15 protein-coding genes are annotated in these 15,616 nt (G+C 40.8%); 10 read left to right on the top strand and 5 right to left on the bottom strand.

Features of this window, described 5'->3' with window-relative positions:
* Positions 1-1,356: an exopolysaccharide biosynthesis polyprenyl glycosylphosphotransferase gene (locus DWA30_RS09330; RefSeq protein WP_114492272.1), complete on the top strand. Its 1,356-nt coding sequence runs from the start codon at positions 1-3 to the stop codon at positions 1,354-1,356.
* Here the strand turns inward: DWA30_RS09330 and DWA30_RS09325 are convergent.
* The 3 genes from DWA30_RS09325 to DWA30_RS09315 are packed head-to-tail and all read right to left on the bottom strand — an operon-like array spanning position 1,353 to position 4,961.
* Positions 1,353-2,519, bottom strand: coding sequence for a glycosyltransferase family 4 protein (locus DWA30_RS09325; RefSeq protein WP_114492271.1), 1,167 nt, complete (start codon positions 2,517-2,519; stop codon positions 1,353-1,355). The two genes, DWA30_RS09330 and DWA30_RS09325, sit on opposite strands and share 4 nt — an antisense overlap.
* Positions 2,509-3,603 (bottom strand): non-hydrolyzing UDP-N-acetylglucosamine 2-epimerase, encoded by a 1,095-nt coding sequence (gene wecB, locus DWA30_RS09320; protein ID WP_114492270.1) that lies wholly within the window; start codon positions 3,601-3,603, stop codon positions 2,509-2,511. The genes DWA30_RS09325 and wecB overlap by 11 nt, the downstream gene beginning before the upstream one ends.
* Before the next feature lie 44 nt (positions 3,604-3,647).
* A complete protein-coding gene (locus DWA30_RS09315) occupies positions 3,648-4,961 on the bottom strand; it encodes a phenylacetate--CoA ligase family protein (protein WP_114492269.1) in 1,314 nt (437 codons plus the stop codon).
* 165 nt (positions 4,962-5,126) lie between these two features.
* Here DWA30_RS09315 and purD point away from each other — a divergent pair, with 165 nt between their 5' ends.
* Positions 5,127-6,401: a phosphoribosylamine--glycine ligase gene (gene purD, locus DWA30_RS09310; protein WP_114492268.1), complete on the top strand. Its 1,275-nt coding sequence runs from the start codon at positions 5,127-5,129 to the stop codon at positions 6,399-6,401.
* Here purD and DWA30_RS09305 read toward each other — a convergent pair.
* Positions 6,393-6,629, bottom strand: a complete 237-nt coding sequence (locus tag DWA30_RS09305; protein WP_114492267.1) for a DUF6341 family protein — start codon at positions 6,627-6,629, stop codon at positions 6,393-6,395. The genes purD and DWA30_RS09305 overlap by 9 nt on opposite strands.
* Positions 6,630-6,668: 39 nt before the next feature.
* Here DWA30_RS09305 and DWA30_RS09300 point away from each other — a divergent pair, with 39 nt between their 5' ends.
* The 3 genes from DWA30_RS09300 (at position 6,669) to DWA30_RS09290 (ending at position 9,442) form a co-directional block, all read left to right on the top strand.
* Complete coding sequence (locus DWA30_RS09300; RefSeq protein ID WP_114492266.1) at positions 6,669-7,592, top strand: DUF6427 family protein; 924 nt, start codon at positions 6,669-6,671, stop codon at positions 7,590-7,592.
* 146 nt (positions 7,593-7,738) lie between these two features.
* Positions 7,739-8,344 (top strand): DUF4254 domain-containing protein, encoded by a 606-nt coding sequence (locus DWA30_RS09295; RefSeq protein ID WP_114492265.1) that lies wholly within the window; start codon positions 7,739-7,741, stop codon positions 8,342-8,344.
* A 57-nt stretch (positions 8,345-8,401) separates the two neighbouring features.
* Positions 8,402-9,442 (top strand): glycosyltransferase family 9 protein, encoded by a 1,041-nt coding sequence (locus DWA30_RS09290; RefSeq protein ID WP_114492264.1) that lies wholly within the window; start codon positions 8,402-8,404, stop codon positions 9,440-9,442.
* A 3-nt stretch (positions 9,443-9,445) separates the two neighbouring features.
* Here DWA30_RS09290 and DWA30_RS09285 read toward each other — a convergent pair whose 3' ends face one another.
* Positions 9,446-10,489 carry a ferredoxin--NADP reductase gene (locus DWA30_RS09285; RefSeq protein WP_114492263.1) on the bottom strand — a complete coding sequence of 348 codons (1,044 nt, stop codon included), beginning with the start codon at positions 10,487-10,489 and terminating at the stop codon, positions 9,446-9,448.
* A 194-nt stretch (positions 10,490-10,683) separates the two neighbouring features.
* Between DWA30_RS09285 and porW the strand changes: the two genes are divergently transcribed.
* From porW to atpB, 5 genes are all read left to right on the top strand, one after another.
* Complete coding sequence (gene porW, locus DWA30_RS09280) at positions 10,684-13,269, top strand: type IX secretion system periplasmic lipoprotein PorW/SprE (RefSeq protein WP_114492262.1); 2,586 nt, start codon at positions 10,684-10,686, stop codon at positions 13,267-13,269.
* A 5-nt stretch (positions 13,270-13,274) separates the two neighbouring features.
* Complete coding sequence (locus tag DWA30_RS09275) at positions 13,275-13,748, top strand: bactofilin family protein (RefSeq protein WP_114492261.1); 474 nt, start codon at positions 13,275-13,277, stop codon at positions 13,746-13,748.
* A gap of 34 nt (positions 13,749-13,782) precedes the next feature.
* Complete coding sequence (locus DWA30_RS09270; RefSeq protein WP_210725400.1) at positions 13,783-14,034, top strand: AtpZ/AtpI family protein; 252 nt, start codon at positions 13,783-13,785, stop codon at positions 14,032-14,034.
* Positions 14,027-14,422 carry a hypothetical protein gene (locus DWA30_RS09265; RefSeq protein WP_114492260.1) on the top strand — a complete coding sequence of 132 codons (396 nt, stop codon included), beginning with the start codon at positions 14,027-14,029 and terminating at the stop codon, positions 14,420-14,422. Before DWA30_RS09270 ends, DWA30_RS09265 begins: the two co-directional genes overlap by 8 nt.
* Before the next feature lie 69 nt (positions 14,423-14,491).
* Complete coding sequence (gene atpB, locus DWA30_RS09260; RefSeq protein ID WP_245933889.1) at positions 14,492-15,601, top strand: F0F1 ATP synthase subunit A; 1,110 nt, start codon at positions 14,492-14,494, stop codon at positions 15,599-15,601.
* The last annotated feature ends 15 nt before the right edge of the window (positions 15,602-15,616 follow it).

Raw genomic sequence — 15,616 nt, 5'->3', positions numbered from 1 at the left:
ATGATTTTTAAAAGAGGGAGATATTCAGGGTTTTTACGGCCAATTTCGTATGGAATAGATCTAGCCATTATTCACATTTTGGCTTTTCCGTTCTTCGGCAACAATTTTGAGTATCTCAACTATATCATATTTGTATCCTTAGCATGGATCATACTGTCGGTCAAGTCAAATTTCTACGAGATCTACCGCTTTACCCATGTTGCTAAGATCATGTCGTTGATCGGAAAACAAGGGATCGTATTTTTCTTGATCGTTTTCGCCTTTTTTGGCTATTACAACAACATCGAGAAGGACCCTATTGCTATTATCAAGTACTTTTTGTTGGTAATGCTTCTCATTACCGTCGTTAAACTAACGGTCTATTACCTGCTTAAAAAATACAGATTACACTTACGAGGGAATCTGAGAAGAGTTGTTATTATCGGCCTCAACCAAAAGACAGACCAATTGCGTAAGTTCTTTATCGATAATCCGGAATACGGTTATCAATTGCACAAGACCTTCGAATTACGTGGCCCTAATAAAGTATCGGTGGCAGAATGTTTCGACTATATTAACGAGCATAAGATCGATGAGATCTATTCTTCCGTAGCAGAGATCAATAATAAGGACCTGGTGAAACTAATCGATTTTGCCGATAATAATTTAAAGATTTTAAAATTCCTTCCCGACAACAAAGAAATTTATAGCAAACGACTCGATTTTACCTATTACGGTTTCCTGCCAATACTTTCGTTACGTAAGATCCCAATGGAAGAGCCATTCAACAAGTTGGTAAAACGCAGTTTCGATATTGTACTGTCATTAATAATCATTATTGGCATCCTTTCATGGCTTACCCCTATTTTAGGGATCATTATTAAGCTAGAGTCTAAAGGTCCGGTGTTCTTTAAACAGAAACGCAACGGACTGGATTATCAAGAATTCTTCTGTTATAAGTTCCGATCGATGAAGCCCAATCCTTTGGCACATTTACATCAAGTGCGCAAAGGAGATGAACGTATTACACGCGTGGGTAAGATCATTCGTAAAACTAGTATTGATGAATTGCCGCAGTTTATCAACGTGCTAAAAGGAGACATGTCGGTCGTGGGGCCTCGTCCTCACATGGTAAGTCACACCCACATGTATGCCGAACGTATCGACAAGTTTATGGTGCGTCATTTTATCAAACCGGGAATTACAGGCTTGGCACAAGTAAGTGGCTATCGGGGTGAGGTAGAAAGCGACAAAGACATTATTAATCGCGTTAAATACGATATCTTCTACTTAGAGAATTGGTCATTATTCTTAGACATCAAAATTACTTTTCAAACGGTGTATAACGCATTACGAGGCGAAGAAAAAGCGTATTAAAGCGCTTCTATGCTTCGGAAGAATTCCGAGAACTGAGTATCAAAATCAAAGGCTTGCAATGCGCGTTGTTGTACCTTGTTTTTAGGATATACTGAAAGTTTTTCCAAAGAAAGTGAATTTACAAATGCTTGAAGCGCATCCATATCCTGCACCGGAAGCACCCATCCTAATTCATGGGTAACGACTAACTTCTCTCCTTCACCCCCGGCATTGTATAACACCGGAAGCCCAAGTCGGGTATATTCAAAGATCTTAGAAGGTACCGAGCCATAAATACGTTTTACCAAAGGAATAAAGGCAATATCATGCTGTATTAGCAGGGTATGTAGTTGTTCACGAGATACTTCTCCGTGGTAGTGAATATTTGGTTTGTTCAATGCTGCTATCGCCGCCGCTTCGGGCCCGTTTCCATAGAGATGTAAGGAAACATTTTCAGAAAAGTCTATATGCTTGCAAATAGTATATAGTCCTTGAGCGACGCCCAACAAGCCGGCGTAGACCAAAGTGATCGTAGTAGTGTGTTTTGTTTCTTTTGGTGCAGCTGCATCAAATCGAGGGAGATTTCGATACAAGAGCATCTTTTTGTTGGGATAATAGGAAGAAACATGCGTTAGGATCTCTTTCGATTGCCCAACTACCAAATGTGCTTTTCTATAGCAAAAGCGTTCCATTTTTTCTAGCAAGCGATAATAACTTCCCTTTTTTAACAGCCCCATTTCCAGTCCGGCCAACGGCCAAAGGTCTGAGATATTCAATACGATCTTCTTTCTAAAGAGCCAAGCGAACCATACGGCAGTAAACCCTACAAATACAGGAGAATATTGTACAAAGACTTTAGGGGGAATCTTTCCGAAGAGAAAAAATAACGACAAGCTACAAGCAAACGATAACATAGATAACAACCGAATAAACTTGTTGGAAGAATTACTAGGCCACACCCAAAGGCGGTAGATAGTAATGTCGCCCTTAGCTTCTTCTGCGTATAGTTTTCCTTTAAACGTAGAATAAATGCTTCCGGTCGGGTAATTAGGCAGTGGGCAGACCACAGCTACTTTCATTTTGTGGTTGACCAAGGCTTCGGCTAGAGACAGCATTCTGTTAGCTGCCGCTCCTTTTTCGGGAGGAAAATAATTGGTAACCAGTAAGATATCGTTAGTTGCCATGTAAGCTTAAGATATGATCTAGTATGCGCTTTGCCGCTTTCCCATCCCATTTAGGTATATGTTGCGACTTAGGCCAGTTTCCACTCGCCAATAATTCGAAGGCCGTATCGATCTTTTTTGGATCGTTGCCAACAAGCATATTGGTGCCCAGCTCACAAGTTTCGGGTCTTTCGGTGCTATCTCTAAAGGTAATACACGGTATGTTGAGGACTGAAGCTTCTTCTGTAATGCCACCCGAATCGGTTAAAACCGCTTTAGCGTGCTTCACAAGATAGATAAACGACAAATAACCTTGGGGCGATACATAATGCAAGTTCGGAAAGCTGAGGTCCGCATCTTGTAATATCTTTTGTGTGCGAGGATGAACGGGAAATACGACAGCAGCGCCCTTGGCGTGTTCCATGATCTGCGATAATAAGGCTGTAAAGCGAGTCAATCCATCTACATTCGACGGACGGTGCAAGGTAAGCACGAAATACTTGTTTTTAGACAGCTTCAATTCGTCCCAAAAAGATGGTTGTTGCAGTCTGTTGAGGTTATGCAGCAACGTGTCTATCATCACATTACCAACAAAGAAGATGTGTGTAGTCGGTTTGCCAATCGATTTTAAATGATCGCTCGCCTGTTGGGAAGTTGTAAAAAAATAATCGGTGATACTGTCGGTCACAATTCGATTGATCTCTTCGGGCATTTTCATATCCCCACTTCGTATTCCTGCTTCTACATGTGTAACAGGAATATGTGCTTTTTTAGCCACGATGGTACAAGCCATAGTGGAGGTTACGTCGCCTACCACCAGAACCAGATCACAAGGATGTGCTGCCAATTCTTTTTCAAAACCTACCATTATGGCTCCGGTTTGGGCGGCCTGACTTCCACTTTTTACATCTAAATTGTCGTTTGGTTTGGGAATGTTGAGTTCTTCAAAGAAGGTATCGCTCAAATTCTTATCGTAATGCTGCCCTGTATGTATGAGTCGGTATGAAAGCGAAACCCCTTGCTGCTGTCGCCTCTCGATCTCGTGAATAATTGGAGCGATCTTCATAAAGTTTGGACGAGCTCCTGCGACAAGGGTGATTTTCATAGTGATGTGGGTCTATAGTAGTTCAAAAATAACAAAATAAAACGCTACGCATCGAGTAAACTAACGAACTGTTTCAGTTTTCCACGTGCGCTTCGGTCGAGCTGTTCTTTTCGCTCGAACTCTAATGTTAGATCTTTTTCCAAATACCGGTATAATCCTTTCTCTATTCGTTTTATCGCTTCCGAAGTGAGCGCACTTTCAGAAACATATAGTATTCTAAACGTATCGAGAGCCGTTTGTTCTACGACAAATTCTTTTACATTTCCGTCATCTTCGATCACGCTTTTGGTGACATAATAGAAGGTAAGTCCGGGCACCGATCTCCCGTCGGGTAATTTTGCGACATCATTGGTTCGTCCAACCAGCTTTTCAAGGATTGGCTTTTTAAGTGTACTGTCGGGATGCAATATTCCGGTATCACCAATATCGTAACGTATCATTGGATGTGCGCGATTATAAAGTGAGGTGATCACAATGCGACCGGGTGTACCATGTGGAACTATTTGGTCTTGATCATCAAGGATCTCGACCAATAAAGTTTCGCTATTTACTACCATTTTGCCGTCGGGATGCGTAAATGCGATAAGATCCAACTCACTAGCTCCATACTCATTTACAACGGGAACCCCCAACACCGATTCCAGCAGCGTTTTATCGCTATCAAATAACATTTCGCTTGTCGTAATGCAATATTGCAGGCTGGGACATACGGTGGTAAGTACTATGTTCTTTTTTTGAAGGAATTTGGCAAACAGCACGATCGCGCTCGTATAACCGTTGATATAGGTAAAGCGTTTTCGTTTGAATACTTTTAAAAATTGCTCCATTTTTTCTTCGGAAAGATCGAAGATTGGAAAACGATAGCGTTTGCTCAATCGGTCTTTGAACCGTTCTTTTACATACCCTTTTTTGTTTAAAGGGATGCCGTAGAACCGTGCTTGAAGCGATCTATTTAGGTCGAGACCGTACCAACTATACCGGTCTATGATCTCGGCCCAAGTAAGTGCATGACAAAAATTATCTTTTGCAAATATAAATGGATGCCCGCTGGAGCCCGATGTTTTGTTTACGTATGCGTATTTATTGTTAAATCCGTTAGACAATCGTCCGGCCAAGGATTGTTGCAAATCGCTCTTTTGTAGCACCGGTACTTCCTCCCAGTTTAAGAACGATTCAACTCCAGTAAAGGATTGATAGAACTCATTTTCTCGTTGGTGGTATTCTACGATGTCATTGCACAGTTTGGTCACGTAGGCTGAGTAATCGTCTAGTGGAATCTGTTGAATCTCTTTCAACCGTTTCTTGGCTTCCACTATGGGAAAGCCTTTAAATCGCAATGTGTGTTCAAAAAGATTCAAAATAGATCGATTTTACGTTCAATGTAGTGATTCTCTGTTTTGTAAAAAAAGTATTGTGATTTTTTCCGAAGCAATCTAATGCATTACCTCCCTAAAAGCCGGTTTGTGTCATTGTCAACGCATAAAATTACGTTATTTTTGGAAGTGAATTAAAACCTTGCTTCTATGAATATTTTGATCTTGGGCTCCGGCGGTAGAGAACACACATTTGCTTATATGATTGCCCAGAGTAAACGATGCGATTCCCTATTCGTGGCACCCGGAAATGCAGGTACAGCCACCATTGCAACCAATATAGCCCTTTCGGTTACCGATTTTAAAGCCATTGAACAATCTGTGAAAGAACACCAAATAGAAATGGTTATAGTAGGACCGGAAGATCCGTTGGTACAAGGAATAGCCGACTATTTTGAAACTACCGAATCATTGCAAGATGTGATGCTTATTGGTCCTTCAAAACGTGGTGCGTTGTTGGAAGGGAGTAAAGAGCGTGCTAAAGAGTTTATGGCGCAACACAACATTCCAACCGCAGCCTACGCAAGTTTTACTGCAGAAAGCATAGAAGCCGGAAATGAGTTCTTAGACAGCTTACAACCCCCTTACGTGCTCAAGGCCGATGGTCTGGCTGCGGGAAAAGGGGTATTGATCTTAGAGGATCTCGACGAGGCAAAACAGGAATTGGCGAACATGCTTACACACCAAAAATTTGGAGCTGCAAGTGCGACCGTAGTGATCGAAGAATTTCTAGACGGAATCGAACTGAGTGTTTTCGTACTTACCGATGGGGAAAATTATAAGATCTTGCCTACCGCCAAAGATTACAAACGAATTGGTGAAGGTGACACCGGATTGAACACGGGAGGGATGGGCGCAATTTCTCCGGTGCCATTTGCAGACCAAACCCTTATGAATAAAATTGAACAGCGAATCGTAAAACCGACGATCGATGGGCTCAAATCTGAAAAGATCGATTACAAAGGGTTTGTATTTATTGGCTTGATCAAAGTTGGTGATGAGCCCTATGTGATCGAGTATAATGTACGAATGGGTGATCCTGAAACCGAAGTGGTGTTGCCGCGTATTAAAACGGATCTGGTCGAGCTACTGGAAAAAACATATAAAAAACAATTAAACAATATTGAGATCGAGATCGATGAGCGCGCTGCGGCTACTGTTATGGTGGTGTCGGGCGGTTACCCGGAGGCTTATGATAAAGGGAAAGAGATCGCAGGAATTTCCGATATTGAAGATTCGATCGTATTTCATGCGGGTACGGCGATCAATGTAGGGAAGACAGTGACCAATGGCGGACGCGTTATTGCCGTGACCTCACTAGAAAAAGATTTCAAACAAGCGCTAAAAAAATCCTATCAGAACGTAGAAAAACTATCGTTCGACAGGATGTATTATAGAACCGATATTGGTTTCGATCTAGCTTAAGAACGAATGCGAGGTAGAAGAGCGATCCTCTTCGTTATTGTCATTAAACTTCTTCAATTGTATCATCCAATAAACAAATGCTACAAAACCAATAATCATTAATAACCAGGACATTATGTTCGCCAAGAACCAACTGTCGTAAGAGAGTGCTCTTAGGGCGTCAAACGGAATGAATAAAATATCTTCGGTAAATGATTGTATTCCTTCAAAAATTCCTTTCCAAGACATATCTTTATATTTATAACGCAAAAGTATAAATTACCCGCTATGCTTACAAGCTTTTTCGGTAAATCTAATCCAATTAATTTTGTAGTGCTTGCTGTGGGGCTGGTTTTGGGTTTCGTTTTAGGAGCGCTTCGCTTGTCTGAAAGCGTTCTTAACTTTTCTACGATAGGTCATTATATTCTGCTTTTACTGCTAAGTATATTCTCTATGTTCTTGTTAGATTTTATGATACGCAAGAACGACCTCACCAAACAAAATACCTTTGGCGTCTTTTTTTACAGTTGTTTTCTGGTCATGTTACCCATTGTTTTTCTGAAAACAGCCATTATCATTGCTAATGTACTTATACTGCTAGCACTACGAAGAATGCTAAGTCTATATTCTGAAAAGAACACCGAAAAGAAAATAATCGATGCTGCGATCTGGATCACCCTCGCTTCCTTCTTCTATTTTTATAGCCTTTTGTTCTTTATCGTCTTATTCGTTGCTATTGTACGTAAGTCGCATACCACGTACAAACACATGCTCATTCCCTTGGCAGGATTTACCGCTATATTTTTATTGGTAACGGCGTATTATTTTATCACCACCGATTCCTTTGCATGGTTCTACGAATGGAAACCTGCCATCACAATGGATTTTTCTGCTTATAATGCCATGAAGGTCGTGCTTCCGCTATCGGTAATTGCAACTTTGTTGGTATGGACCTCGACATTTCGAGTGTTTAAATTGTCGTCAGTTCAGAAGAAAGAACGACCTAATTATTTATTTATGCTAGTCGTGGCATTTGTAAGTATTGCTGTAGCCTTAGCAAGTCCTGAAAAGTCAGGAGCCGAAATGTTGTTCGTATTTGCTCCCACTGCCATTATAAGTGCAAATTACTTGGAGCAACTCAATGAATTCTGGTTTAAAGAAGTGCTACTGTGGCTTGTTTTGCTGTTGCCACTAAGTTTTTTATTCTTGTAGTAACTACCTTCATACAGATGATGGCTTCGGAAAGAGCCTTGCTTCACAGCATAATTCCTATAATAAAAAATAATACCTTTGTGTAATTAAAAAATTGCGGTCTCGGCTGCGGTTTCAAACGGAAGTGTTTCAGAAAAAATTACAACATGTTCAGCGATAAGGCAAATTCAATATTTAATGAAGTGATCGATACGTATCACGAGATCAACACCGTAGACCAACCCTTTAATAATCCATACGACAAAGACAAAGAACTTATAGAACATTTGTTGTATCGCAAGTGCTGGATCGATACCGTACAATGGCATTATGAAGACATTATTCGCGATCCTGAAATTGACCCGGAAGCAGCCTTAACACTAAAACGAAAAATTGATGCTTCGAATCAAGATCGCACCGATACGGTCGAGTATATCGACAGTTACTTTCTAGAAAAATTTAAGGATGTTGAGGTAAAACCGGATGCAACGATCAATACTGAAAGTCCGGCATGGGGAATCGACCGACTATCCATTTTGGCATTAAAGATCTATCATATGAACGAGGAAGCCACTCGTGAAGACGCTTCTCAAGAGCACCAAATGGCATGTAAGGCCAAACTGGACATTCTCTTAGAACAGCGAGTAGACCTTAGCACTGCGATCAACCAATTGTTGGATGATATCGCTCATGGTAAGAAATATATGAAGGTGTACAAACAGATGAAGATGTATAACGACGATGAGCTAAACCCGGTATTGCGCGGAAAATAAAATAGGATTCACCACTTCCGGTGAACAAACTTTCTTATAGTAAACAAGGTATTCCTAATGACGAAACCCAAGCACATTTTGGTCATCCGATTATCGGCTTTGGGCGATGTGGCGATGACCGTGCCGGTCCTTCGTGTGTTGGCTAAAACCTATCCCGACGTTAGAGTCACCGTCTTATCCCGTCCGTTCTTTAAGCCGCTATTCGAAGAACTTTCCAATGTGCAATTTTTGGAAGCCGATGTGTATGGTACGCATAAGAACATTGGGTTACTAAAACTTGCAAACGAAGCCAAGGCTTTGGGTGTAACGGCTGTTGCCGATCTACACAACGTGATACGCTCTAAGGTAATTCGAAACTATTTGATGCTTACAGGGCTCCAAACTGCAGCCATCGATAAAGGGAGAACTGAAAAAAAAGCGTTAACACGCGCCAATCCCGATAAAAAATTGCGACCATTACGCAGTATGCATCAGCGTTATGCCGAGGTATTTCAGAAATTAGGATGTTCTCTCGACTTGGACCGGCACGAGTTTCCTCCTAAAAAAGAATTGAGTCCGTTACTGCATGAGCTCATCGGTAAACATGCTAAGAAACTTATAGGAATCGCTCCGTTTGCTGCGTATGAAGGAAAGAAGTATCCTCTTTCACATATGACTCAAGTGATCAAATCATTAGACGCCACGGGAAAATACAAACTGTTTTTATTTGGTGCCGGACACGATGAGATCAAACTACTTCGCGCCTTCGAGACAAAGTACAAATCGGTAACGAATATGGCCGGGAGGGTGTCTTTTGAGGAAGAATTAAAGCTAATCTCCAATTTAGACGGTATGCTCTCTATGGATAGTGCCAATGGACATCTAGCTGCGTTGTATGGAATTCCGGTGCTTACCTTATGGGGCGTTACACATCCGTATTTAGGTTTTACGCCTTTTGGCCAGCCAATCACCCATCAACTTGTTTCTGATCGTGGTGAATACCCGCTAATACCTACTTCCGTTTATGGGAATAAAGCACCAAATGGTTACGATAAGGCCATGGAGAGCATACCTCCCGCCAAGGTCGTGGCAAGGCTGGAAGCCATTACCAATAGCTAGTCCTTATACATCGTCGTAATCGATCACTAATTTAGCGGTGGTCGGGTGTGCTTGGCAAGTAAGTATTAAACCTTCGGCGATCTCGCCATCAGTTAGAATTTGGTTTTTACGCATTTCGGCTTTTCCTTCTTTTATACGAGCAATACACGTACTGCAGATACCTCCTTGACATGAATAGGGAGCATCTAACCCCTGTTCCAACACAGCTTCTAAGACCGAATTTTTTTGAGACATTACGAACGAGTCGGTTTCATCATCGACCGTGACCGTGATTTCGGTATTTCCGTCATGCGACTCCACCAATAATCCTTCTTCGGCAGTGGTAAATAACTCGAAATGTATTTGCTTTTCGTTCACCCCTTGTTCCTTGAGTGTGGCCGAAACCAGATCGATCATGGGTTCCGGACCGCAAAGAAAATAGTCGTTGAATGTGGTGTCCTCGAATTTGTTTTTCAGCAAGAAATTAACGGTAGACCGCTCAATTCTTCCGAAGAGCGCTTCCTCCTCCTGAGTTCGGCTATAAATAAACTCTAAGAACAACCTAGTTGGATGCTCCTTTTGTAGTTGCAACAATTCTGAAGCAAACATCGTCTCTCGCATCGACTGGTTTCCGTAGACCAATAAGAATTTACCATCTCCGCCAACTTCCATCGCAGCTTTTACGATGGCGAGTATGGGAGTGATGCCACTACCGGCCGCAAAGGCGGCATAGTTCACATCTGGTTGCGGTTCTAAAACAAACGTACCTTGGGGCGGCATGACCTCTAGGGTGTCTCCAGCTTTTAATTTAGTATTTGCAAATACAGAGAATCGACCGTCCGGGACTTTTTTAACGCCCACCTTTAAGATGGCTTCGGAAGGACTACTGCACAACGAATACGCGCGGCGTTCTTCTTTATCGTTTAGTCTATGTTTTAGCGTAAGATATTGACCCGCAGTGAATCGGAAGGTTTCGACCAATGCATCGGGCACATTAAAACTAATGGATACCGAGTTTGGGGTCTCTTGTTTTACTTCGGAAATGGTCAAGGTGTGAAAATCGCTCATAGGACTCAAAAATTTTTTAGCAAAAATACAATCAAATTTAGGTTCACAAAGGATTAAGCGGGGTATTCCAACTGTTTTTTTGGGTAATTTAAAGGGGAGATATTAAAAAGAAATGTATTTTTACCGATCTATCATGCTTTTACATACTAAAAGCATGTCTTTTTAGTTACTGTAGTATAATAAATACACCAATTTTGAAGGGCGCATATAAAACTACCATTTTAGTACTGGTTATCTTAATCCTCGCAGCATGTTCGCGTAAAAAGAATACATTCATGAGCCGCAACTATCATGCGGTTACAGCCGAATATAATGCACTTTATAATGGCGACGTTGCTTTTGTGGATGGAAGGGACGAACTTGCTTTAACCTTTCGTGATAATTTTTGGGAGATCCTTCCGGTAGAACGAATTGCACCAAAAGCCGAAGAATCGGGACTTCCAAGTGAGGAAGAGAATCCAAATTTTAATAGAGCCGAAGAAAAAGCGGCCAAGGCCATACAAAAACACTCCATTTATATAGATGGAAAAGAACACAACCCTCAGGTCGATGAGGCCTATATGTTATTAGGGAAATCGCGCTATTTCGACAGCCGATTTATACCTGCATTAGACGCCTTTAATTTTATACTAAATCGCTACCCTACAAGTAACAGCATTAATCGAGCGAAAGTATGGAAAGCAAAAGCAAACATTCGACTTAGCAATGAAGATGTTGCACTAGAGAACCTTCAGAAAATGATAGACGAAGAAGAGCTGGAGGACGAAGAACTTGCAGACGCATCGGCTATCATGGCTCAAGCCTATATCAATTTAGATTCGTTAGAACAAGCCTTGCCGTTTATGAAAATGGCTTCAGAATATGTAAAAGATAACGAGCTAAAAGGACGGTATTCCTATATAAAAGGACAACTTTACAACCGCCTTGGATTTAAAGACAGTGCGAATCTCGCCTTCGATGAGGTGATAGAACTTAATCGTAAATCGCCACGTATCTACATGATCAACGCCTATATCGCAAAGGCGCAAAACTTCGATTATGAAAATGAGGATAAAGTGGCTTTTCTGGAATTATTACGGGAGTTAGAAGAAGATCGAGAAAATCGACCTTACTTAGATAAGATCTACAATCAAATTGGGGATTATTATCGAAATAGTGATAGCATAGCCACTGCGGTAGATTTTTATAATAAATCGATCCAAGCCTATACACAGGATAAATACTTACAAGCTGTCAACTACAGAACACTGGCAGAGATCAATTTTGATCGCGCACTCTATAAGAATGCAGGAGCCTATTACGATAGCACCATTACTTTCTTAGAGGTGAATTCTCGCGAATGGCGACGTATGAAAAAGAAGAGAGAGAATCTTGACGACGTGATTAAATATGAGGACATTGCTACTACCAATGACAGCATATTAAGAATCGCCAACATGAGCGAATCGGCTCGACTTAGTTTCTTCACAGAATATACCGATGAGCTTAAAGCACAAGCCAAAAAAGACTCCTTAGCGGCAGTTGCTCAAGAAGAGCGGATCGCCAATCAAGAGTTTTATAATCAGAACAATACAGGCAATACGACCTTAAAAGGATCAGAAAGTGGAGGCAATAGTCGTTTTTACTTCTATAATTCGTCTACCGTTGCCTATGGGAAACAACAATTTAGACAACGCTGGGGTGACCGAAAATTGGAAGATAATTGGAGAAGGTCAAGCAAAAAGACAAGCGGTCTGGAAACTGAAGTTGAGGTTGGAGAAACTGTTGTGACCATCGCAGACAACGAGCGTTTTGATCCACAATATTATATCGATCAAATCCCTTCGGAAACAAAAGTGTTAGACAGTCTCGCTAAAGACCGAAACTTTGCCTATTATCAATTAGGATTAATTTATAAAGAGAAATTTAAGGAATACGGCTTGGCGGCAGATAGGCTGGAAACCCTATTGACTTTTAGCCCGGAAGAGCGGTTAATACTACCTACAAAGTACAATCTTTTTAAGATCTACGGTCAATTAGACGATGAGGCTAAGGCCAATCAGTTTAAGAATGATATTTTAAACAATCACAGCGAATCGCGTTACGCCGAGATCTTACGAAATCCGAATACCCAATTACCATCAGATGAGTCCAGTCCCGAATTTAAGTACAAGGAATTGTACAAAGAATTTGAGGCCTCGCGCTATCAGTATGTAATTGACACCGCCGATGAATATATTATACAGTACAATGGCGATGCAATAGTGCCAAAATTAGAGTTGCTAAAAGCGACAGCCCTCGCCAGGAAAGATGGTTTTGAAGCGTATAAAAAAGCATTGAACTATGTTTCATTGAACTATCCTAATTCCGAAGAAGGCAAGCAAGCACAAGACATTTATGCTACTGTGCTCCCAAAATTAGCAGTAACTACATTTGTCCCGGACGAAGAAAGTACAAGTTGGAAAGTAGTGTACCGTTTTAATGTGGATGAAATGGAAGCTGCTGAGGCACTTCAGAAAAAATTAGATGAGGCCATCGAAGAATATCGCTACTCGAATATGAGTACCTCGATCGACTATTACAACGAAGACACCCGTTTTGTGATCATACACGGATTAAACACGAAAATGGGAGGACGAGGCTTTGGTGAGATCTTAGAAGAAAACAAAGAGTATAAGATCAAACGCCCATTTTTTGAAATCGCAACACCTAATTATAAGATCATTCAGATTCATAAGAATTTAGAATCATACCTGAATCGGAGTGAAGTCGAAGAAGAAAATAGTAATCCCCAAAAATAGCGACTATGTTTTCAGACAAAAAAGAGAAGAGTATGAATGAGCCAGGCACAGGACAAAATCGTATTAACGAAGGAACTAATATCAAGGGAGATATTCATTCTAAGGGATTCTTTCGTATAGATGGAACGATCGAAGGCAACGTAAACACCCCTTCTAAAGTGGTGATTGGGCGTACCGGAAAGATCGATGGAACACTTACGTGCGAAAATGCCGATATTGAAGGTACTTTCGATGGGAACTTAAATGTATCGGGCACGCTTACGTTAAAAGAAACAGCCCATATTGAAGGAGATGTAGTCGTAGGTAAGCTAGCCGTTGAACCCGGTGCCACATTTAATGCAACCTGTCGCATGAAAGGCGCCAATAGCAAAAAGCAAACGGCACCCTCTTCAGAAAATGAAACGGCAGAAGCCACTAAGAATCATCCGTACGATCGTCAACAACGACTTAAAAAGACTTCTGGAGAAACCTCCAAATAAGAAACAATCCTAACGGCTATAAAACTACACTATTGTGACTAAGCCTAACGATTCCAATTCAGAAAAAAACAAGAATCGATTACAGGCCTACGCTCGCTTTTCGGGTATAGCCTTCGAGATGATCGCTATCATTGGTCTTGGAACCTATGGCGGTATGAAGTTAGACGAGGCCTACCCTAATTCCTATTCATTATTCACTATAATTTGTAGCTTGTTATCTGTTGGTATCGCGATGTATGTGGTTATAAAACAAGTTTCGACCGATTCAAAAAAAGACAATGATTAAAGACATCCTAGCCTATTTATTAAAACTGTTGGCTTTTACAATCCTATTATTGGGAGTGCACTATTATATTTTCTTTATTTTCTTTTCTGAAGTAGTGCTTTTCTTTCCTTTATGGAGTATCTATCTATTTAATAGCTTTTTGGTATTTGTGGTTTTTGCCTTTATTCGCTATAAGGTGGCAAATGGTTATAAAAAGATCTATAACTTATTCTTGATCACGACCTTGTTGAAGATGGTTTTAGCCATGGTCTTCTTATTGCCATTATTTGTAGGAAAAGCGGTAAACGCAAAGATCGATGTGATCAATTTTTTTATCCCTTATTTCTTCTATTTAGCCTTCGAAATCATAAGCTTACAGAAAAGTTTTAATCAAGAAGAAACAAAGTAAATTTTGGTTTGTCAATTGATTAAATGTTAGTACATTTGCACCAAATTTCAGGAACGCAAAAGCACGACATTGAAAACAACTCATTTTACTACCATTAAAAGCCTCATAACCGGGGTGTTTTTTATTTTAGTAGCCTCTTCAACTTTTGCAGCTACTACCGCGTCTTCCAAAGAAGAGTCGACCGAAGAAGAAGTGTTCAATGTAACCGATATGATCATGCATCATATTAAGGACGCACATGATTTTCATATCATGGACTGGGATGGTCATGCGATCTCGGTTCCGTTACCTATTATACTTTGGACCGAGAACGGCTTAGTAACCTTTATGTCGAGTGAGTTTAAGCACGATGATACTGGTACGGTAGTCGTAGAGCGAAAAGGACAGAAATTTGTAAAATACCACGAAGAGATCTATTATGCTTCCGATGCGCCGCAAGGAGACACCTATATGTTACCGGGCGAAGGCAATCATCCGGGCAATGAACAGCCACTAGATTTTTCGATCACCAAGTTGGTGTTTTCTATGTTCCTTTCAATGGTATTGTTATTGTTGATCTTCGGACTTTCTGCAAGGAGATACGATGGCAATGGGGTTCCAAAAGGGATTGCTAAATTCACAGAACCACTAGTAGTATTTATACGTGACGAGGTAGCACGACCTAACATCGGGGAGAAAAAATACCGCCGTTATATGCCGTTCTTATTAACGTTGTTCTTCTTTATTTGGATAAATAACGTAATGGGATTAATTCCGTTTTTCCCATTTAGCGCTAACTTAAGTGGAAACATTGCTTTTACCTTAGTATTAGCGACCATTACTTTTGTTATCACAACAGTGGTAGCTAACAAAGACTACTGGAAACACATCTTTTGGATGCCAGGTTTACCGGTACCTATGAAAATATTCTTAGCCCCAATCGAGTTTATGGGGATTTTTATTAAACCGATCTCGCTTATGATTCGTTTGTTTGCAAACATCACGGCAGGTCATATTATCGTATTGAGTTTGATCTCGTTGATCTTTATTGCTGAAACCGTGTGGGTAGCTCCGGCTTCCATATTCTTTTCAGTATTTATCAGCGTGATCGAGGTCATGGTTGTAGCCATTCAGGCGTACATTTTTACTTTACTGTCGGCCTTATATATAGGTACAGCAGTAGAAGAACATGAACATTAATTAATTTTTAATATT

The sequence above is a fragment of the Candidatus Ulvibacter alkanivorans genome, assembly GCF_003333325.1.
Classification (GTDB): domain Bacteria; phylum Bacteroidota; class Bacteroidia; order Flavobacteriales; family Flavobacteriaceae; genus Ulvibacter_A; species Ulvibacter_A alkanivorans.
This window is presented reverse-complemented; position numbering and strand designations above follow the sequence as displayed.